Raw genomic sequence first — 19,600 nt, 5'->3', positions numbered from 1 at the left:
CTATTCGCCCCTGTTATAAACGCCCGGTTAGCGCATGACGATAAGGTGTTCGGACCCCGCCGGTAATCCGTCAGGTTTGATATTCTCCAGACGCAGCACGTTACCCATAATCTCGCTGAAGACTGGCGCGGAGACGGCACCGCCGTAGTAGGCCCCGTTTTGCGGATCGTTAATCACCACCACCAGAGCAAAACGCGGATTGCTGGCAGGCGCAACGCCCGCGGTGTAGGCGACGTATTTATCGACATACTTCCCGCTATCGTCAATTTTCTTCGCCGTGCCGGTTTTCACCGCCACCCGGTAATCACGCACGGCAGCCTTGACGCCACCGCCGCCCGGCAGCGCAACGCTCTCCATCATGTGCTCCACTTCGTGCGCAATCTCTTCCGGCATGACGCGGTGCCCGATAACGGGGGGATCGATGCGGGTGATGGAGAGAGGACGCTCAAGCCCGAACCCGCCAATCGTGGCGTAGACGTGGGCCAGCTGGAGCGGCGTGACCATCAGCCCGTAGCCGAAGGCAAAGGTCGCGCGATCGAGCTGGCTCCAGTATTTACGCTGTGGCAACAGCCCTGAACTTTCCCCCGTTAAGCCAAGCCCCGTATTGGTGCCAAAACCAAAGTTTCGATAGGTATCAATAAGGTGCTGAACGGGCATCGCCAGAGAAAGCCGGGAAACGCCGGTGTCGCTCGATTTTTGCAGGATCCCGGTCATCGTCAGCTCAGGGTAATAGCCCACGTCGCGAATGCGATGCCCGTCAAGGGTATACGGATGGGTGTCAATCACGCTGTCCGGCTGGACCAGGCCCTGCTGCAGGGCCGTCATCAGCACCAGCGGCTTGACGGTCGAACCGGGTTCGAACGTATCGCTGATCGCGCGGTTGCGGAAATCATTTATCGTCGCGCCTTCCCGATTATTGGGATTGAAATCCGGATAGCTCGCCATCGCGAGTATTTCCCCGGTTGGGATATTAATTAATACCGATGCCCCCGACTCGGCCTTGTTCCAGGCCACAGCATTGTCGAGCGCATCTTCGGTGATGGTTTGCAGCCGCTCGTCAATACTTAACTGAATGTTATGCGCCGGTGAGGGCGCGATTTCAGTCAGGTTTTCAACCACGCGCCCGTAGCGATCTTCCCTCACCTGACGCACGCCCGGCTTGCCGGTGAGTTGGGCGTTGAAGCTCTTTTCCACACCTTCAATGCCCTGCCCGTCAATATTGGTGAAACCAATCAGGTTCGCTGCCACATGGCCAGCAGGATAAAAACGGCGGGACTCGTCGCGTAAATTGATGCCGGGCAGATTCAGTTTATCGATCCACTTTGCCTGTGCCGGATCGACCTGGCGGGCAAGGTAAATAAAACGACCCTGCGGGTTGGCGTTGATGCGTGCCGAGAGCGTGCCGAGGGAGAGATGCAGCGCGCTGGCCAGCGCCTGCCAGCGCTCATCAAGGTTGACGCCCCCTTTTGCCAGCACCGTCTTAGGATCGGCCCAGACGGCCTGGACAGGCACGCTCACCGCCAGAGGGCGGCCCTCGCGATCCATTATCATGCCGCGCGGCGCATCAATCGCCAGCTGGCGGAGGGATCGCATATCTTCCTGCTTCACCAGATTGTCAGGCTTAATGATTTGCAGCCAGGCAACGCGGCCCAGCAGAAAAGCCAGACTACAAAAAATAGCTAAACAGAGCAGCACAAAACGCGCCGGCGTGAAATTTCCGACGGTCGCTATCGATTTCTTCTTCACCTGAACCCCAGGACTGTAAAACAACGCACTGATTTAACGGGAAAAGATGGGTTTAGGGTGGCAAAACAGTGCTACTAACCTCGCAGCTTTGCAACAAGTTACTAACAAGACCGTGGATGGTAATATTTTGAAAGATAAGGGACATAAAAAAGCCCCGCGACAAGCGAGGCTTTATGTCTGAGAGTGAAGTGCAGGGCACTTCAGTCAGCAGCGGTTCGATCAGATAGCAGTTACGTTAACTGCAGCTGGGCCTTTCTGGCCGTCCTGAATTTCGAACTCAACGTTCTGGCCTTCAGCCAGAGTTTTGAAGCCGTTACCCTGGATTGCAGAGAAGTGTACGAACACGTCTTTGCTGCCGTCAGCAGGAGTAATGAAACCAAAACCTTTAGACTCGTTGAACCACTTAACTTGACCTTTAATCTTTGCCATTTTGCAAAATTCCTTAGAGTGTTTTCTTAGCCCGCAGGCATTAACTGAGATAAAACTGAGACATTACTGCATGAGGCACTAATATAAGGTTCGGCAGAGAAGCGGTATTCAACGACAACGTGTTTACTCAGGACTTCTTTACTGAAAATGCCACACATAAACAGAACTGTACCTCGTTTGACCCAAAACGTGTTATCACACACTATGTTTAATATGGCAAGCCATTTTTAAACATGTCTCGATCCGCCGCACAAATTCGAACAGTGCCTGTCAGGTTTTGCACAATTATGCGCATCGCGTACAGACAGCCCTGCTGCGTAACAAAGACCCAGCATTGCTTGCACAACCGCTGTAATCTAAGACTTTTTTAACATAGCTCATTCATTACGAACCGTCCAGCAACCAGGAAAAGAAATCTTTCGTCCTGATTGAGTTAGAACAATTTGTGAAAAGTTATGCTTAAATCATTGTAACGCGACCAAATTGTTTCAGAGAAAAAACACTGTTAAAAACCCGCGCCCAGCTGTATTAAAATGCACCAGCGAATAAACAGCGTTATGCACCAAAATAATGAAATTTTTATGACTCTGCATCAAAAGAAGGCAAGCAAAACGTTTCGATAAAAATAAAACATTCCTGCGCGCGTTTACATCAAGAATATATGCAACAATTTATCGCTTCGTTTAGAAGGATAAATATTCTCCAATTTTCAGTATCCTGAAAGAATGATTAACTGGTGCTAAATTATCGAGCGCGTCAGTTAACTCCTGCACAGGTTCATCTAAAGCTTCATCTGCCAGTTCAAACACGCCCCAGTGAATGGGAAACGCCAGAGGGCAACCCAACTGCTGCCACAATGCCACCGCTGATTGCGGATCCATATGATGAACAGCCATGAACCATCGTGGGGCATAGGCACCAATCGGCAACGCGGCGGCATCTATCTGGCCCAGGCGTTCAGGAATCAACAACAGCTCAGGCGAATAGCCGGTATCACCGCTGAACCAGAAACGATGATGCCGTCCTTCCATCACCCAGCCGCACCATAAGGAACGATTGCGGTTCCATGGCGTGCGCATGCTCCAGTGCTGCGCCGGCACGGCGGTCAGCGTCATCCCCTGCCAGGTGAAACTCTGCCACCAGTCGAGTTCGACCACGCGTTTTGCTCCCCGGCGACGAAACCAGTCGGCCAGGCCCAACGGAACGAAACAACAGACGTCGGGAAAGCGCTTGAGGATTCTGCGAATGGTTGCGTCATCAAGATGATCGTAATGATTATGGGAGATGACAACCGCATCAAGCTGATGAAGTTGGTCGACAGACAGTACGGGAGGCGTTTTGCGCTGGGGTCCCAGGAAAGGCAGCGGAGAAGCACGTCGTGAAAACACCGGATCGGTAAGGATGATATTGCCGTCCAGCTGCAGCAACACGCTCGCGTGTCCGAGCCACCACACCCCATCTTCATGAGATGCCGCAAGCTCAACGGGTTGCCACCACTGGCGGATGAAATCGTCATAACCCAGCGCGGGCGGCTTCGGTAAACCGGCCTCTTTGCGCGCTTTACGCCAACGTTCAAGGTCACCGGGTTGATGTCCGACAGGAAGGGTATTACGAAAACCGTTCGGGGTATGATGTTTCAGGGAGGGGTCATACCAGGGATTTTTCCAGACCACAGCCACCTCCCAGGACTAAAAAGATTAACGCTCAGCCACCAGGCGGATAAAGTCGTCTTCGTCTTTGTTATCTTCAGCGACCGCGTCTTTCGGCGCGTCTTTCTCTTCCGGTTCGTTAGCCTCGCAAAGACGGCGTAGCAATGCATTCTGGCGTTTTTGCTGATCGAGCAGCGCTTCCAGCAGTTCGATCTGCTCATTTGTACGCGAACTGGCCCGATTCACGAAAAACCAGATGACCAGCCCCACAAGCAGAACCACCAAAGAAATCATCAGGGATGCCATATTCAGCAACCCTGAATTCAGTAACTCACCCATTTCACCACCTCAATAAAAACGTCTATTTTACCACTGGCGTGAAGGAAGGAAATCACGTTGAGAAAAAATGTGTATTACCACGGAATAAATTTGTTGATTGCGCAAACGCCGCTAAAAAACTGTACATCCTGATCGCACATCACATTGATCGTCTGCGTCCATAACACCACGCACGCTATCAGTACGATAATCAGAATTACCCAGCGTATTTTTTTCACTCCACACTCCGTCTAAGGACCTGATGTAACGAGATTATCACGCTTATCTTAAACAAGGGCTAACTGCGCCTCCATCGCGGTTTTTAAGAATGCTGCACTTGTTTCATTGCGTAAACACGTTACGCTAGCATTACGATAACAACGATAAAAGAGGTAATAATGCGATTCATCATTCGAACAATTATTGCACTGGCCCTTGTCTGGATTGGCCTTCTGTTAACGGGCTATGGTGTGCTTGTGGGGAGCACAGAAAACGCAGCCGGGTTAGGCATTCAGTGTAAATACCTAACCGCACAAGGAATGAGCACCACCCAGTATCTGCATACTGACAGCGGGATCATTGGCTTAACCCAATGTCCTGTACTGCGTAAAACCTCCGTCGTGATTGATAACGGCTAATCAGCCAGGTTCATGAGGCATAAAAAACGCCGCATCAGATGCGGCGTTTTATCATTTCAGCAGGGATTAAAACGGGTAGTCGTGATAGCCCATCTGTTCAGAAATTTTACGTGCGGCAGTGTGCAGAATAGACACATACTCATGAAGACGCTCTTCGGAGAAACGTAAGGTTGGGAAAGAGATACTTAAGCCCGCAATCACCACCCCAAAGCGGTCAAATACCGGGACGCCGATACAGCGCAGCCCCTCTTCCTGCTCTTCGTTATCTTCGCCATACCCTTGCTCGCGCACGCGGTCGAGCACCGTCAGCAGCGCTTCCGTACTGGTAATGGTTCGTTCCGTGCTGCGTTTGTATTCCACGCCGTCGAGGATCTGCTCCACTTCCTCGCGATCGCGCCACGCCAGCAGAACTTTACCAATCGCGGTACTGTAGAGCGGGTTGCGGCGCCCAATGCGCGAATACATGCGCAGATTGTACATGGAGTCGATTTTATGGATGTAAACGATGCTGTCTTCATCCAGCGCACCGAGATGAATGGTCTCTTTGGTCAGGCGAGAGATTTCACGCATCTGAATGTCCGCGCTGCGGATCAGGTCAACATTTTGTAGCGCACGCGCACCTAATTCAAACAGCTTCAGCGTCAGAGAATATTTTTCAGATTCGCCTTCCTGCGCAACGTAACCCAATGATTTCATGGTTTGCAAAAAGCGATAAACGGTGCTTTTTGACATCATCACGCGCTGTGACAGCTCTGTAATACCTATTTCACGCTCTTCTCCAAGCGCCTGTAAGATGCCAAACACCTTCAGCACGGAAGAAACAGAATCTGGTTGTTTATCCAAATCCGCAATAGCCATTTACCACCTCATAGCGAGTGTTTTATAAAAATCAGAACTGGTTTTTATTATAAGTTCCCGTCATGTCAGCTGCAATCAATCCGCGTTTACTTCGTTACAAATCTGCGACATATCGCGGCTGTAACAATGCTAAAATAGTTACCCTGAGAATAATTTCACGCTGAGCTTTTTACTCCTGATGGAAAAGAATCTTTCCGATGGCCTGCCATTACCCCAGCGGTATGGCGCAATAGCGACCATCATTATCGGTATCTCCATGGCCGTCCTTGACGGCGCGATTGCGAACGTTGCCCTGCCAACCATCGCCAGCGACCTGCATGCCTCACCCGCCAGTTCGATTTGGATTGTTAACGCCTACCAGATTGCGATTGTGGTTTCACTGCTCTCGTTCTCTTTCCTGGGCGATATGTTCGGTTACCGCCGGGTGTATCAGTGTGGCCTGGTGGTTTTCACGTTTACCTCCCTGTTCTGCGCCCTTTCAGATTCACTGCATACCCTGACGCTTGCGCGCATCGCCCAGGGTTTTGGCGGCGCGGCGTTGATGAGCGTAAACACGGCGCTGATCCGCTTGATTTATCCCCAGCGCCATCTGGGGCGCGGGATGGGTATAAACTCGTTTATTGTGGCCGTCTCTTCAGCCGCCGGGCCAACCATTGCGGCGGCGATCCTTTCCGTCGCGTCATGGCAATGGCTGTTCGCCATTAACGTGCCGCTGGGTATCGTCGCCATCTTCTTTGCCCTGCGCTTTCTTCCCGCTAACGGTCCCAAAATCAGCATGCCGCGCTTCGACGTGGCGAGTGCGGTGATGAATGCCCTGACCTTCGGCCTGCTGATTACAGCGCTGAGCGGCTTTGCGCAAGGACAATCGCTGATGCTTACCGGCGCGGAGCTCATCGCCCTGCTGGCGATCGGCTTCTTCTTTGTTCGCCGCCAGCTCACCCTCCCCGCGCCTTTGCTGCCCGTTGATCTGCTGCGTATTCCTCTCTTTTCACTCTCCATTTGCACGTCCGTCTGCTCGTTCTGCGCCCAGATGCTGGCTCTGGTTTCTCTGCCCTTCTTTCTGCAGAGCGTGGTAGGCCGGTCAGAAGTGGAGACCGGACTGCTGCTCACCCCCTGGCCGCTGGCGACCATGGTGATGGCCCCGCTGGCAGGTTACTTAATTGAACGCGTTCATGCCGGTTTACTCGGGGCGCTGGGGCTGGCGGTGATGGCGACAGGCCTTTTCGCACTGGCATTGCTGCCCTCGTCGCCTTCCGATCTGGACATTATCTGGCGCATGATCCTCTGCGGCGCGGGGTTTGGGCTGTTCCAGTCCCCCAATAACCACACCATTATCACCTCAGCGCCGCGCCATCGTAGCGGAGGGGCCAGCGGCATGTTGGGAACCGCGCGTCTCCTTGGGCAAAGCACCGGTGCGGCGCTGGTCGCCCTGATGTTTAACCTCGCAGGCCAGAACGGCAACCATGTTGCCCTCCTCACCGCCGGTATACTTGCCACACTCGCGGCTATCGTCAGCGGCCTGCGGGTGACCCAGCCCAGGGTTCAGGCATAAAAAAAGCCGGGCGGAGTGTTCTCCTGCCCGGCTTATTGTGTTTTGTTGCGTTACTTCAGGTATTCCCCACTGCGCAGCGCTTCAATACGTTTATCCAGCGGCGGGTGAGACATAAACAGCTCGCTCAGCGATTTGGATTTACCGTTAATGCAGAAGGCCATCATGCTGTTCGCTTCCTGCGGCTCGTAGGAGGTTTTCAGACGCTGCAGCGCGGCAATCATCTTCTCGCGACCAACAAGCTTCGCAGAACCGGCATCCGCGTGGAATTCACGGTGGCGGGAGAACCACATCGTGATGATGCTCGCCAGAATACCGAATACCAGTTCCAGCACCATCGACACGGCAAAATAGATCAGCGGGTTGCCGTTGCTCTCTTCGCCTTCGTCACGGTTACCGCCCATGAAGCCAGCGGCAATCTGCGCCAGAATGCGGGAGATAAAGATCACGAAGGTGTTTACCACGCCCTGAATCAGGGTCATGGTCACCATGTCACCGTTTGCGATATGGCTGATTTCGTGGGCGATAACCGCTTCGGCTTCGTCACGGCTCATGTTCTGCAACAGTCCGGTGCTAACAGCGACCAGTGACGCATCGCGGCGGGCACCCGTGGCGAACGCGTTGATGTCCGGAGCATGGTAAATGGCCACCTGCGGCATGGCGATCCCGGCCTGACGGGACTGCTGAGCCACCGTATTCATCAGCCACTGTTCCATATCGTTACGCGGCTGTTCAATAACCTCACCCCCTACCGATTTCAATGCCATCCACTTCGACATCAGCAGGGAGATGAACGAGCCACCAAAACCAAACAGCAGCGCCATAATCAACAGACCCTGAACGCTACTCGACTGAATTCCTGTCAGGCTTAGCACGAGCCCGAAAACCACCATCACCGCCAGGTTGGTGAGCAGGAAGAGCGCGATTCGCATCATAATTTTCTTTTTACCTCAGTTTAACAAAACGCACTATGCGATTACCCACATCGTATGGGTATTGCGGCTATTTTCAAGCATCCGGCGGGCGTAAGTCACCAGAAAGACACAACTTTACACAATTGAAAATCTGGCTGACGGAAGGATGAAGAACAAAAAGAAACAGGCACAATCTCTTGTGCCTGTTGGGAGGTTATTTTGCCGGAGCGGGCTGTACGGCAGGTTTCTCTTTTTCCTGATTCGCCAGGTCGAGAGCGATATGCACCGTCTCGTCGAGATACGGATCCGGCTCCTGGTAATCTTTTGGCAGATCGTCCAGTTTCTTGAGCAGAGGCTTGCCTTCACGCTTGAAGCGATCGTTGATACGCGCCAGGCGGGTTGCATCGTCTTCGTTGTTCTCTTTTTCACGCTGAGCGTAGTTCAGAGAAACAATATTCCGCTTATCCTTCAGAGCATTGAATCGCGCAATATCCTTCATGATGTACTGGAACTCCGGATCTTTCGCGATGCGGTCGTTATGCGCCTTCAGCAGCTCAGGGCCAAATTGCGTCATATCACCCGCTTTCACGTAGGTCGCGGCATTGATGCTGTCCCACGGCAACGCGTTATCTTCAAACTTCTCGCCGGTTTCCGTCTCCTGGGTGCCTGTCGGCATGATGATGTCCGGCGTGACACCCTTACGCTGCGTACTGCCGCCGTTTACGCGGTAGAATTTCTGAATGGTGTACTGAACCGAGCCCAGTGCAGGCCATTCCGGACGCAGCATTTGATCGTAAATCCGATTCAGAGAGCGGTACTGCTGAACGGTGCCTTTACCGAAGGTTGGCTCACCGACGATCAGCGCGCGGCCGTAGTCCTGCATGGCAGCGGCGAAGATCTCAGATGCAGATGCACTGAAGCGGTCAACCAGAACCACCAGCGGGCCTTTGTAGTAGACCACACCGTCATTGTCCGCATCTTCTCGCACTTTACCGTTGTTATCGCGCACCTGAACCACCGGGCCAGATGGGATGAACAGGCCAGAGAGTGAAACCGCTTCCGTCAGCGCCCCGCCGCCGTTACTGCGCAGGTCGATGATGATGCTGCTGACGTTCTGCTTTTCAAGTTTCTGCAGCTGAACTTTCACATCGTCAGTCAACCCGACGTAGAAGCCAGGAATATCCAGGACGCCCACCTTCTCTTTACCCACGGTTTTCACCGACATTTTCACCGCGCGATCTTCCAGACGGATACGCTCACGGGTCAGGGTAACGATACGGGTTTTGGTGCCTTTTCCGGCTGGCAGAATTTCCAGACGAACCTTGCTGCCCTTCGGACCTTTGATCAGCGCAACCACGTCATCAAGACGCCAGCCGATCACATCGACCATGTTCTGGCCGGTTTGTCCCACACCCACAATGCGATCGCCTACGCTAATGGCTTTGCTTTTGGATGCCGGACCACCCGCGACCATCGAATTGATCACCGTATAATCATCGTCCATCTGCAGCACCGCGCCGATACCTTCCAGAGACAGGCTCATTTCGGTATTAAACTGCTCGGTGTTGCGAGGTGAGAGATAGTTGGTGTGCGGATCAATTTCGTGCGCAAAGGCCGTCATGGCCAGTGAGAAAACATCCTCACTGTTGGTCTGTGCCAGGCGACGAATGGCAAATTTGTAACGACGCGTCAGCGTGTCACGGATCTCTTTTTCGTCTTTGCCGGTGAGCTTAAGGCTCAGCTCGTCGTATTTCACTTTGCCGTCCCACAGCGCATTCAGCTCGGCTTCATCTTTTGGCCAGGGCGCTTTGCTGCGGTCCAGATTGAAGGTGTCGTTGCCGGTGAAGTCCATCGGACGTTCCAGCACTTTCAGCGCGTACTGATAGCGTTCGAAGCGGCGCTTTTGCGACAGGTTGTAGAGATCGTAGAAGAGATCCAGCTTGCCTGAACGCAACTCGTCACCCACCTCGGATTTCCGCTTAGCGAACTGCTCGACATCGCTGGCGAGCAAAACGTTATGGCTGTAATCCAGCAAGTTCAGATAGCGGTCAAAGATTTTGGCCGAAAAGGCCTGATCGAGATCGAACTGACGATAGTGCGAACGGGTGAAACGTGAGGTCACGCGCTCGCTCACCGTCGCGTGCTGCGTCTCTTCCTTGAGTACCGGAATTTGATCAACACGCGTGATATCGTCCACTGCAAAGGCGTGACCTGTTATAGCAAACAGGCCCGCCAGCGCGGTGAGCTTAAAAAAAGTGTTCATGCCAGGCTTGGCCTCCGTTTCAGAACAACAAGTGTTCTGCGCGTACAATCATTGACATACCAGAAGTCAGCTGTACACGAACGCCATCTTTGGTGATTTCCAGTACGGTGGCGTCCATAGCATTGTTACCCGCTTTTACCTTCAGTGCCTGACCCACGCTCAGGGCGTTAATGTCAGAAACCGGCGTATGGCGCGGCTCTTCACGAGGCGCACGCGGGGCTTTTGCTGCTGGTTTGTCTGCACGCGGTTTGCGATCGTTATTATCGTGACGACGCGGCGCAGGGCGTGGTTTACGCTCACGACGAGGCGCTTCTTCCTGGCCGTTTGCCGCGGCGGCTTCGCGTTTTTTCGCTTGCTGTTCCGCACGTTGTGCCTGAACGCGTGCTTTGGCTTCTTCCAGCTGCTTGCGCGCGTGCTCAACGTGCTGCTCGTCCAGCTCACCGCAAGGGTTGCCGTCGAGATCCACGCGGGTCGCGCCAGGTTTGATACCGTACAGGTAACGCCAGCTCGAAGTATAAAGACGTAAGGCGGAACGCAGCTGAGTTTTGCTGAGGTTCATTTCCCCTTCAACACGCGCCACCAGATCCTGAAAAATACCGACTTTCAGGGGACGAGCTTCGCCTTCCGCGCTGAAGCACTGCGGGAAACGCTCGGCCAGAAATGCGATAACTTCTTTACTGCTATTCAACTTAGGTTGATTTTCCATGAAATTTCCTGATTACAACGGACGTTGCCAACAAGCGCAGGCATGAACAGGCGTCATTATAATGACGCTATCAGTAAATGCTACGTTATCCGTTGATTATCCTGCGACGCTCGCAAAGAATTTTTGATAATCGGTTGCTGCGAGTACGTTTTCCAGATTCGCCACCAGCTCGCGCAGCCCCTGTTCGTCCTCGGTTGTAAAGCGACTGAAGACCGTACTGTCGATGTCCAGAACGCCAATAATCTGATTTTTGACCACCAGCGGCAGAACGATTTCAGAATTACTGGCGGCATCACAGGCGATGTGCCCGTCAAACGCATGAACGTCTTCCACACGCTGGACCTGATTCTCGGCCACCGCCGTGCCGCATACGCCACGCCCTACCGGAATACGCACGCAGGCCAGTTTGCCCTGGAACGGACCGAGCACCAGCGTTTCACCTTCCAGAAGGTAAAAGCCCGCCCAGTTCACGTCAGAGAGACGTTCAAACAGCAATGCGCTAGTATTTGCCAGAGTGGCTAAGAAGCTGGTCTCACCCGCCATCAATGCCTTAAAATCGCGGTTCAGATCCGCGTAGAATTCTGTTTTGTTCATTATTCAATCACTTAGTTGTCTTACAAAATTACCGCATAGCCTATTAAAATAAGCATTAAATGCGCTCATGCTCAAGATGAATCCGTTCATGAGTTATTATAACTTTCAACAATACTTATTTGTGCGCAGCTGATGGCCTTAAAAACAACCAAAATTACGCCGACGAGAAAGATAACTGTCCATACGGTAAGCGAAGCTTTGCCTCGTGCACATTATCAGCGTTGCCCCCAGTGCGATACGCTTTTTATGTTGCCGAAGATGAAATCGCACCAAAGTGCCTTCTGCCCCCGCTGTGACGCCAAAATTCGCGATGGCCGCGACTGGTCGTTGACCCGCCTCGCCGCCATGGCCGTTACCATGCTGCTGCTGATGCCCTTCGCCTGGAGTGAGCCGCTGCTAAAACTCTACCTGCTCGGCGTGCGCATTGACGCCAACGTGCTGCAGGGCATCTGGCAGATGACCCGTCAGGGCGATCCCATCACCGCCGCGATGGTGCTGTTCTGCACCGTCGGCGCACCCCTGGTGCTGGTTGCCGCCATTGCCTATCTCTGGTTTGGCAACATTCTTGGCATGAACCTTCGCCCGGTGCTGCTGATGCTGGACAAGCTCAAAGAGTGGGTGATGCTGGATATTTATCTGGTAGGCGTGGGGGTTGCGTCAATAAAGGTGCAGGACTACGCCTTTTTGCAGCCCGGCGTCGGACTCTTTGCCTTCATCTGTCTGGTATTGCTGAGCATCCTGACGCTGATCCACCTGAACGTTGAGCAGCTCTGGGAGCGATTCTACCCTCAGCGCCCCGCCACGCGTCCCGATGAAAATCTGCGCGTCTGTCTGGGTTGCCACTATACCGGGTTACCCGACACGCGCGGACGCTGCCCGCGGTGCCACATTCCGTTGAGACTGCGGCGCAATAACAGCCTGCAAAAATGCTGGGCGGCGCTGATCGCCTCCCTGGTGTTTCTGATCCCCGCCAATATGCTGCCGATTTCCATCATTTACGTGAATGGTGGACGTCAGGAGGATACTATCCTCTCCGGGATTATCTCCCTTGCGCACAGCAATGTCGGGGTGGCGGCAATCGTCTTTATTGCCAGTATCCTGGTTCCCTTTACCAAAGTGGTGGTGATGATTACCCTGCTCATCAGCATTCACTTAAAGTGTGAACAAGGTTTACGGACCCGCATTTTGCTTCTGCGATTCGTCACCTGGATTGGCCGCTGGTCAATGTTAGATCTGTTCGTGATTTCGCTGATGATGTCGCTCATCAATCGCGATCAGTTACTTGCTTTTACAATGGGACCCGCGGCTTTTTATTTCGGCTCTGCGGTGATATTGACTATTCTTGCTGTGGAATGGCTGGATAGCCGCTTACTTTGGGATGCACATGAGTCAGGAAACCCCCGCTTCGCCGACTGAAGCGAGAATTAAAACAAAACGCCGCATTTCGCCATTCTGGTTGCTGCCCGTCATCGCCCTGATGATTGCAGGCTGGCTTATCTGGACAAGCTATGAGGATCGCGGCAGTACCGTCACCATTGATTTCCAGACCGCCGACGGCATCGTCGCCGGGCGAACCCCCGTTCGCTTCCAGGGGGTTGAAGTGGGTACGGTTCAGGATATCTCCCTTGGAAAAGGGCTGAACAAGATTCAGGTGCGGGTCAGCATTAAATCTGACATGCAGGATGCCCTGCGCAGCGAAACGCAGTTCTGGCTGGTGACGCCAAAAGCCTCGCTGGCCGGCGTTTCCGGTCTGGATGCGCTCGTCGGCGGTAACTATATCGGCATGATGCCCGGCAAAGGTGAGCCGCAGGATCACTTTGTTGCTCTGGATACGCAGCCCAAATACCGCCTCAATAACGGCGATTTGATGATTCATCTCCAGGCGCCGGACCTCGGTTCCCTGAACAGCGGCTCCCTGGTCTATTTCCGTAAGATCCCGGTTGGCCGCGTGTATGACTACGCGATTAACCCGAATAAACAGGGCGTCACGATTGATGTGCTGATCGAGCGTCGCTTCACCAATCTGGTGAAAAAAGGCAGCCGCTTCTGGAACGTGTCCGGCGTGGATGCCGACCTCAGCCTGAGCGGTGCGAAAGTGAAGCTGGAGAGTCTGGCCGCACTGGTGAACGGCGCCATCGCCTTTGACTCCCCGGAAAACTCAAGCCCTGCCACCGCTGATGACACGTTCGGATTGTACGCCGATCTGGCGCACAGCCAGCGCGGCGTGATCGTCAAACTCGCCCTTCCCGATGCTAAAGGACTAAAAGCGGGTTCAACGCCGCTGATGTATCAGGGTCTGCAGGTCGGCCAGCTCACCAAAATGACGCTCAACCCGGGCGGTTCGGTCACTGGCGAAATGACGGTCGATCCGAGCGTGGTCGATCTCCTGCGCGACAAAACGCGCATCGAAATGCGCAGTCCAAAGCTCTCTCTTAACGATGCCAGCCTCAGCACGCTGCTGACCGGCAATACCTTTGAGCTGATCCCCGGGGAAGGTCAGCCCAGCAATAGCTTCGTGATTGCCCCGGCGGATAAAGCCCTGCTGCAAAAGCCGGGCGTCGTGACGGTTACGCTCAATGCGCCAGAAAGCTATGGGATTGAAGCCGGTCAGCCGTTGATTTTACACGGCGTGCAGGTGGGACAGGTGCTGGAGCGGAAGCTCTCCGCGGATGGGGTGCAATTCTCCGTCGCCATCGATCCGCAATACAGAGACCTGGTACATGGCGACAGTAAATTCGTGGTGAACAGTCGCGTCGACGTGAAGGTAGGTCTGGACGGCGTGGAGTTTCTCGGCGCCAGCGCCAGCGAATGGGTGAACGGCGGCATCCGTATTTTGCCGGGGGATAAAGGCCCCGTGCGCGACAGCTACCCGCTGTATGCCAACCTTGAGAAAGCGATTGAAAACAGCCTGAGCGATCTTCCTACCACCACGCTGACGTTAAGTGCCGAGACCCTGCCGGACGTTCAGGCGGGCTCCGTGGTGCTGTATCGCAAGTTTGAAGTCGGGGAAGTGATCACCGTTCGCCCGCGTGCCGACGCCTTTGATATCGAACTGCACATCAAGCCGGAGTACCGCAAGCTGCTGACGCCGAACAGCGTCTTCTGGGCTGAAGGCGGCGCGAAAGTGCAGCTGAACGGTAACGGACTGACCGTACAGGCCTCTCCGCTGTCACGCGCGCTGCGCGGGGCGATTAGCTTCGATAACCTCAGCGGAGCGGGCGCGAACCTGCGTAAAGGCGATAAGCGAATTCTCTTCCCGTCCGAGACCGCCGCACGCGCCGTGGGCGGGCAGATTACCCTGCACGCGTTTGATGCCGGTAAGCTGGCGGAAGGCATGCCCATCCGCTACCTGGGCATTGATATCGGGCAGATCCAGAAGCTGACGCTGATCACCTCGCGCAACGAGGTGCAGGCTACCGCCGTGCTCTACCCGGAATATGTGCAGACCTTTGCGCGCGCGGGTTCGCGCTTCTCGGTGGTGACACCGCAGATCTCGGCCGCAGGCGTTGAGCATCTCGACACCATTTTGCAGCCGTACATCAACGTTGAGCCCGGCCAGGGCAATGCCCGCCGTGATTTCGAGCTGCAGGAAGCCACGATCACCGACTCGCGCTACCTTGGCGGCCTGAGCATCGTGGTGGAAGTGCCGGAAGCCGGCTCGCTGAGCATCGGCACGCCGGTCCTGTTCCGCGGCATTGAGGTCGGTACGGTCACGGGCCTGACGCTCGGGACGCTCTCCGACCGCGTGATGGTGGCGCTACGCATCAGCGAACGCTACCAGCACCTGGTGCGTAATAACTCGGTGTTCTGGCTGGCATCCGGCTACTCGCTGGACTTCGGCCTGACGGGAGGCGTGGTGAAAACCGGGACCTTCAACCAGTTCATTCGCGGTGGTATTGCGTTTGCCACACCGCCGGGGACGCCGCTGGCGCCGAAAGCGCAGCCGGGTAAACATTTCCTGCTGCTCGAAAGCGAACCGAAAGAGTGGCGCGAATGGGGAACCGCCCTGCCGCGTTAATCTGCAAGGCTCCGGTGTCAACGCACCGGAGCCTTTATGTTACACTGCGCACCTGAACTTTTCCCTGTGGTGTGCCCGTGGCTCAAAACTCCGTATTTCTTCCTGAACAATTCCTGGCGCAGATGCGCGAGGCGCTTCCTTCTCACCTGTCGTTAGACGATTTTATCGCCGCCTGCCAGCGTCCGTTACGCCGCAGTATTCGCGTCAACACGCTGAAAATCAGCGTCGAGGATTTTCTGGCGCTGGTCGCGCCCTACAGCTGGCAGCTTACGCCGGTACCGTGGTGCGCTGAGGGGTTCTGGATCGAGCGCGATGACGAAGACGCCGTGCCGCTGGGAAGCACCGCTGAACATCTGAGCGGCCTGTTCTATATCCAGGAAGCCAGCTCGATGCTGCCGGTGGCAGCCCTGTTCGCCGATGGCAATGCGCCCGAGCGCGTGATGGATGTGGCCGCGGCGCCCGGCTCAAAAACCACGCAGATTGCCGCCCGTATGGGTAACCGGGGCGCGATCCTCGCCAACGAGTTTTCCGCCAGCCGCGTGAAGGTATTGCATGCCAACATCAGCCGCTGCGGTATTCATAACGTTGCCCTGACGCACTTCGACGGCCGCGTGTTTGGCGCTGCCCTGCCGGAAGCCTTCGACGCCATTCTGCTGGACGCTCCCTGCTCCGGCGAAGGGGTGGTGCGTAAAGATCCCGATGCGTTAAAGAACTGGTCCGTGGAAAGCAACCTTGAGATCGCCGCCACGCAGCGGGAGTTGATCGAAAGCGCATTCCATGCCCTTCGCCCAGGCGGCACGCTGGTCTATTCAACGTGCACCTTAAACCGCGATGAAAACGAAGACGTCTGCCTGTGGCTGAAAGCGCAATACCCGGATGCGGTCGAATTCCTGCCGCTTAACGATCTGTTTGTCTCAGCACAGGAGGCGATTACGCCGGAGGGTTTCCTCCACGTATTCCCGCAGATTTACGACTGCGAAGGCTTCTTTGTGGCACGTCTGCGTAAAACGCAGGCGGTTGCTCCCCTGCCCGCACCCAAATTCAAGGTCGGCACCTTCCCGTTTGCCCCCCTCAAAGGGCGCGATGCAGCACAGCTTGTCGCCGCCGCCGAAAAGGTTGGCCTGGTCTGGGATGAGAGCCTGCACCTCTGGATCCGTGATAAAGAGGTATGGCTGTTCCCGGCTGAGATCGAACCGCTCATCGGAAAGGTCCGTTTTTCCCGAATCGGGATCCGCCTGACGGAAGTGCATAATAAAGGCTATCGCTGGCAGCATGAGGCCGTCATCGCCCTTGCCGGGCACGAGAATGCCTTTGCCCTGACGCATCAGGAAGCCGAAGAGTGGTACCGTGGTCGCGATGTCTATCCTGACAGCACGCCATCAGGCGATGAAGTGATCGTGACGTATCAGGGATACCCGCTCGGGCTGGCAAAAAAAGTCGGTTCACGACTGAAAAACAGCTATCCGCGCGAGCTGGTCCGGGATGGACGACTGTTTACCGGTAACGATCGCTCGGCCTGAAAAAAAGCGCATTTTTTTACTGGCGATTTTGCTCTCCTTGTCTACGATCAAAAATGGGTGGCCGTACTGGTCATACCAGATTTTGACAACCGACCCGGAGAGCACTATGACGAAAACCAGCGTGCGTATTGGCGCTTTTGAGATCGACGACGCAGAACTGCGCGGCGAAGCGCAAGGCGATCGAACGTTAAGTATTCCCTGCAAATCCGACCCGGATTTGTGCATGCAGCTCGATGCATGGGATGCAGACACCAGCGTCCCGGCAATACTTGATGGCGAACATTCTGTTCTTTACCGTGAGCATTACGATAGTAAAACCGATGCCTGGGTCATGCGTCTTGCCTGACCTAAAGAGAACCCGCCCGAAGGCGGGTTATTTATTACTGCAGCTGCGCCAGCGTAAAGTAACCGTCAAATACGGCGCCCGTATCAATGTAGTGGAGATTGTCAAAATCATACCTTCTGTCGACGGGCGTATGTCCGAACCAGAAATGATCCGCACCGCTGATGCCCTGCCCTTTACCCACCATAAACCCCGTCAACCGATCGCGATCCCATAAAACGCGCTGGGCGCTCACCGGTTTTTGCCAGCGGTATTCCGCTGCCGGATAATCCGCATGGGCAATCACGTTCAGACCGTTCGCACAGGTTACCTCGATGATATGCGGTAAATCGCGACAGGCTTCGAGCAACGACAGCGCAAGCTGTTGCTGGTCCCGTTCAAGTTGCCTGAACCATATTCCGCCATTCATTGTCCAGAGTGAAAAATCGTTATTATCCAGACTGTCGAGCGCCATTTGCTCATGGTTGCCCCGGACGGCACGAAACCATTTTTCATTGATAAGCTGTAATGATTTAACGCTGTCCGGACCGCGATCGATCATATCCCCAACGGAAATAAGCAAATCCTCATACGGATTAAAATGACGGCGTTTAAGCTCATCCATAAGCCGCTGATAACAGCCATGTATATCGCTGACCACCCAGACGTGACGCCACTTTCGACCATCTATTCGCTCATACATAGAACCTCCCACAAGAGAGTGTAGCTGCAGCTAGCATATGCGCAGGGAAGCTCCGCTGGAGCGCTTTTCATAAAGTTAAACAAACAGTAAACTAAGGATAAATAAATATTTCACCAGTATTAATACACTTTTGCATGCCCCTAAAATATGCATTGCATAAACTTTGAGGTCTTTCCGTGTCAAATAAGCGCCTGCAAGAAGATGCGCCACATTCGCATCGTACCCATATCATTTCCGAACTGGTGAAAGGTAAACTCGTTCCAGGTCCTATCTGGCAAAAACGCGAGTACCGTCTCAAATTTCTGTTACGTTCACTGCTGTTCTGGTCTTCCACGCATCGCATGCTCGATGCACTGGCTCGCCGCAACGATTTCGACCAGCTGCTGGCTTCGCAAATCACCCTGCCGAGCAAAACGCATCGCCAGTATCTCATGCGGGGGATGAATGCCAACGCACGGGCCAATGCCATCATCACCCATTATCAGTGGATTGACTCCCTGAGAGATGCCGGGCTAATCGCCGCCTTAACCGGGCCGCAAGAACAATCCATTGTTGAGTTTCATGCTAAAGATGGCGTGAGCTATAACGTTAATGCCATGAACGCCAGTAAAGCAGAGCGTGAGGGCGAGTGTACGCTGTGGCTGCGTGATAACGAAAATACCCTGCTTGCGAGCGTGACGTTTTGCGTTACGCGTGAAAACGGAGAATATGCGCTGGTGATTGGGGGTCTTCAGGGCCCGCGCCGCAGCGTATCCCGCGATGTGATCAAACAGGCGACCCGTGCCTGCCATGGTCTTTTCCCGAAACGCGTGTTGATGGAAGTGCTTTTCCAGCTTGCAACCCTCTCCGGCATGAAAGCCATTTACGCAGTCAGCGATGAAGGGCATATCTTCCGCGCGCTGCGCTATCGTCTGAGTAAAGGTCGTCATTTCCATGCCAGCTACGACGAGTTTTGGGCTTCTATTGACGGTCAAAAACGCTCGACCTTCAGTTGGCAGCTCCCGCTGCATATGGAGCGCAAATCCCTTGAAGAAATTGCCAGTAAAAAACGCGCTGAATACCGCCGTCGCTTTGAGCTGCTTGATGAAATCGAGGCGTCGGTTAGGTCGTACTTTTAGACCCCGCACGCGCTTTACTGAATTGCACACGAAAATTTAACAAAACAGGCAAAAAGGGCTGGACTACAGCATGCCGTAATGTGTTATGTTTTAACCAGACGTACAGAACGTGCGCTGCAGAACTGAGACAACGAAAGGATTAGTCTTTTACTTTCATGCAGATAAAAAGAGACCGAATACGATTCCTGTATTCGGTCCAGGGAAATGGCTCTTGGGAGAGAGCCGTGCGCTAAAAGTTGGCATTAATGCAGGCTA

Annotated in this window: 18 protein-coding genes and 1 pseudogene; 7 read left to right on the top strand and 12 right to left on the bottom strand. The window is 54.3% G+C overall.

Features of this window, described 5'->3' with window-relative positions; all coding sequences use genetic code 11:
* Positions 1-27: 27 nt before the first annotated feature.
* The 6 genes and pseudogenes from ftsI to mgrB form a co-directional block, all read right to left on the bottom strand.
* A complete protein-coding gene (gene ftsI, locus ACVCAM_RS09445; RefSeq protein WP_025910109.1) occupies positions 28-1,746 on the bottom strand; it encodes a peptidoglycan glycosyltransferase FtsI in 1,719 nt (572 codons plus the stop codon).
* Positions 1,747-1,965: 219 nt separating this feature from the next.
* Positions 1,966-2,175, bottom strand: a complete 210-nt coding sequence (gene cspE / locus ACVCAM_RS09440) for a transcription antiterminator/RNA stability regulator CspE (RefSeq protein ID WP_001062678.1) — start codon at positions 2,173-2,175, stop codon at positions 1,966-1,968.
* A 13-nt stretch (positions 2,176-2,188) separates the two neighbouring features.
* Positions 2,189-2,333, bottom strand: a pseudogene (locus ACVCAM_RS09435) (DUF2627 domain-containing protein).
* Between the two features lie 525 nt (positions 2,334-2,858).
* On the bottom strand, positions 2,859-3,848 hold the full coding sequence (locus tag ACVCAM_RS09430) for an MBL fold metallo-hydrolase (protein ID WP_025910105.1): 990 nt from the start codon (positions 3,846-3,848) through the stop codon (positions 2,859-2,861).
* Positions 3,849-3,872: 24 nt separating this feature from the next.
* Entirely contained in the window at positions 3,873-4,163 is a 291-nt protein-coding gene (locus ACVCAM_RS09425; protein WP_008500484.1) for a YebO family protein, read from the bottom strand.
* Between the two features lie 74 nt (positions 4,164-4,237).
* A complete protein-coding gene (gene mgrB, locus ACVCAM_RS09420) occupies positions 4,238-4,381 on the bottom strand; it encodes a PhoP/PhoQ regulator MgrB (RefSeq protein ID WP_006175995.1) in 144 nt (47 codons plus the stop codon).
* Between the two features lie 159 nt (positions 4,382-4,540).
* On the opposite strand from mgrB, the gene ACVCAM_RS09415 reads away from it, so the two are divergent.
* The gene (locus tag ACVCAM_RS09415) at positions 4,541-4,780 is read left to right on the top strand and encodes a YobH family protein (protein WP_025910102.1); all 240 of its coding nucleotides are present in this window, start codon (positions 4,541-4,543) and stop codon (positions 4,778-4,780) included.
* A gap of 66 nt (positions 4,781-4,846) precedes the next feature.
* On the opposite strand, the gene kdgR is transcribed toward ACVCAM_RS09415, so the two are convergent.
* Complete coding sequence (kdgR, locus tag ACVCAM_RS09410; protein WP_025910101.1) at positions 4,847-5,638, bottom strand: DNA-binding transcriptional regulator KdgR; 792 nt, start codon at positions 5,636-5,638, stop codon at positions 4,847-4,849.
* Between the two features lie 178 nt (positions 5,639-5,816).
* Here kdgR and ACVCAM_RS09405 point away from each other — a divergent pair, with 178 nt between their 5' ends.
* Positions 5,817-7,190, top strand: a complete 1,374-nt coding sequence (locus ACVCAM_RS09405) for an MFS transporter (protein WP_025910099.1) — start codon at positions 5,817-5,819, stop codon at positions 7,188-7,190.
* Between the two features lie 50 nt (positions 7,191-7,240).
* Here the strand turns inward: ACVCAM_RS09405 and htpX are convergent, their stop codons facing one another.
* The 4 genes from htpX to ACVCAM_RS09385 all read right to left on the bottom strand — a co-directional run bounded on the left by htpX (position 7,241) and on the right by ACVCAM_RS09385 (position 11,664).
* Positions 7,241-8,122 (bottom strand): protease HtpX, encoded by an 882-nt coding sequence (gene htpX, locus ACVCAM_RS09400; RefSeq protein WP_014884290.1) that lies wholly within the window; start codon positions 8,120-8,122, stop codon positions 7,241-7,243.
* 193 nt (positions 8,123-8,315) lie between these two features.
* Positions 8,316-10,364 carry a carboxy terminal-processing peptidase gene (gene prc / locus ACVCAM_RS09395; protein ID WP_025910096.1) on the bottom strand — a complete coding sequence of 683 codons (2,049 nt, stop codon included), beginning with the start codon at positions 10,362-10,364 and terminating at the stop codon, positions 8,316-8,318.
* A gap of 19 nt (positions 10,365-10,383) precedes the next feature.
* Positions 10,384-11,070: an RNA chaperone ProQ gene (gene proQ / locus ACVCAM_RS09390; protein WP_014884292.1), complete on the bottom strand. Its 687-nt coding sequence runs from the start codon at positions 11,068-11,070 to the stop codon at positions 10,384-10,386.
* 96 nt (positions 11,071-11,166) lie between these two features.
* Entirely contained in the window at positions 11,167-11,664 is a 498-nt protein-coding gene (locus ACVCAM_RS09385; RefSeq protein ID WP_008500476.1) for a GAF domain-containing protein, read from the bottom strand.
* A 132-nt stretch (positions 11,665-11,796) separates the two neighbouring features.
* Between ACVCAM_RS09385 and yebS the strand changes: the two genes are divergently transcribed.
* The 4 genes from yebS to ACVCAM_RS09365 all read left to right on the top strand — a co-directional run bounded on the left by yebS (position 11,797) and on the right by ACVCAM_RS09365 (position 17,548).
* Positions 11,797-13,080, top strand: coding sequence for a membrane integrity lipid transport subunit YebS (yebS, locus tag ACVCAM_RS09380; RefSeq protein WP_021240425.1), 1,284 nt, complete (start codon positions 11,797-11,799; stop codon positions 13,078-13,080).
* Positions 13,049-15,682 carry a PqiB family protein gene (locus tag ACVCAM_RS09375; RefSeq protein ID WP_407223468.1) on the top strand — a complete coding sequence of 878 codons (2,634 nt, stop codon included), beginning with the start codon at positions 13,049-13,051 and terminating at the stop codon, positions 15,680-15,682. Before yebS ends, ACVCAM_RS09375 begins: the two co-directional genes overlap by 32 nt.
* 77 nt (positions 15,683-15,759) lie before the next feature.
* Complete coding sequence (gene rsmF / locus ACVCAM_RS09370; RefSeq protein WP_032637786.1) at positions 15,760-17,202, top strand: 16S rRNA (cytosine(1407)-C(5))-methyltransferase RsmF; 1,443 nt, start codon at positions 15,760-15,762, stop codon at positions 17,200-17,202.
* A gap of 106 nt (positions 17,203-17,308) precedes the next feature.
* Complete coding sequence (locus tag ACVCAM_RS09365; RefSeq protein ID WP_008500472.1) at positions 17,309-17,548, top strand: YebV family protein; 240 nt, start codon at positions 17,309-17,311, stop codon at positions 17,546-17,548.
* Between the two features lie 34 nt (positions 17,549-17,582).
* Here ACVCAM_RS09365 and pphA read toward each other — a convergent pair whose 3' ends face one another.
* Positions 17,583-18,227, bottom strand: a complete 645-nt coding sequence (gene pphA / locus ACVCAM_RS09360; RefSeq protein WP_407223469.1) for a protein-serine/threonine phosphatase — start codon at positions 18,225-18,227, stop codon at positions 17,583-17,585.
* Positions 18,228-18,403: 176 nt separating this feature from the next.
* Between pphA and ACVCAM_RS09355 the strand changes: the two genes are divergently transcribed.
* Positions 18,404-19,345 carry a VirK/YbjX family protein gene (locus ACVCAM_RS09355; RefSeq protein WP_025910080.1) on the top strand — a complete coding sequence of 314 codons (942 nt, stop codon included), beginning with the start codon at positions 18,404-18,406 and terminating at the stop codon, positions 19,343-19,345.
* Positions 19,346-19,600 lie beyond the last annotated feature (255 nt).

It is taken from the genome of Enterobacter sp. CFEC122, from assembly GCF_052983755.1.
This window is presented reverse-complemented; position numbering and strand designations above follow the sequence as displayed.

Excerpts from the sequence above, each read along its gene's own strand:
- yebS (WP_021240425.1), top strand. The coding sequence starts at position 11,797 with ATGGCCTTAAAAACAACCAAAATTACGCCGACGAGAAAGATAACTGTC.
- prc (WP_025910096.1), bottom strand. The coding sequence starts at position 10,364 with ATGAACACTTTTTTTAAGCTCACCGCGCTGGCGGGCCTGTTTGCTATA.
- pphA (WP_407223469.1), bottom strand. The coding sequence starts at position 18,227 with ATGTATGAGCGAATAGATGGTCGAAAGTGGCGTCACGTCTGGGTGGTC.
- kdgR (WP_025910101.1), bottom strand. The coding sequence starts at position 5,638 with ATGGCTATTGCGGATTTGGATAAACAACCAGATTCTGTTTCTTCCGTG.
- htpX (WP_014884290.1), bottom strand. The coding sequence starts at position 8,122 with ATGATGCGAATCGCGCTCTTCCTGCTCACCAACCTGGCGGTGATGGTG.
- ACVCAM_RS09365 (WP_008500472.1), top strand. The coding sequence starts at position 17,309 with ATGACGAAAACCAGCGTGCGTATTGGCGCTTTTGAGATCGACGACGCA.
- ACVCAM_RS09425 (WP_008500484.1), bottom strand. The coding sequence starts at position 4,163 with ATGGGTGAGTTACTGAATTCAGGGTTGCTGAATATGGCATCCCTGATG.
- ACVCAM_RS09385 (WP_008500476.1), bottom strand. The coding sequence starts at position 11,664 with ATGAACAAAACAGAATTCTACGCGGATCTGAACCGCGATTTTAAGGCA.
- ACVCAM_RS09405 (WP_025910099.1), top strand. The coding sequence starts at position 5,817 with ATGGAAAAGAATCTTTCCGATGGCCTGCCATTACCCCAGCGGTATGGC.
- proQ (WP_014884292.1), bottom strand. The coding sequence starts at position 11,070 with ATGGAAAATCAACCTAAGTTGAATAGCAGTAAAGAAGTTATCGCATTT.
- ACVCAM_RS09375 (WP_407223468.1), top strand. The coding sequence starts at position 13,049 with ATGAGTCAGGAAACCCCCGCTTCGCCGACTGAAGCGAGAATTAAAACA.
- cspE (WP_001062678.1), bottom strand. The coding sequence starts at position 2,175 with ATGGCAAAGATTAAAGGTCAAGTTAAGTGGTTCAACGAGTCTAAAGGT.
- ACVCAM_RS09415 (WP_025910102.1), top strand. The coding sequence starts at position 4,541 with ATGCGATTCATCATTCGAACAATTATTGCACTGGCCCTTGTCTGGATT.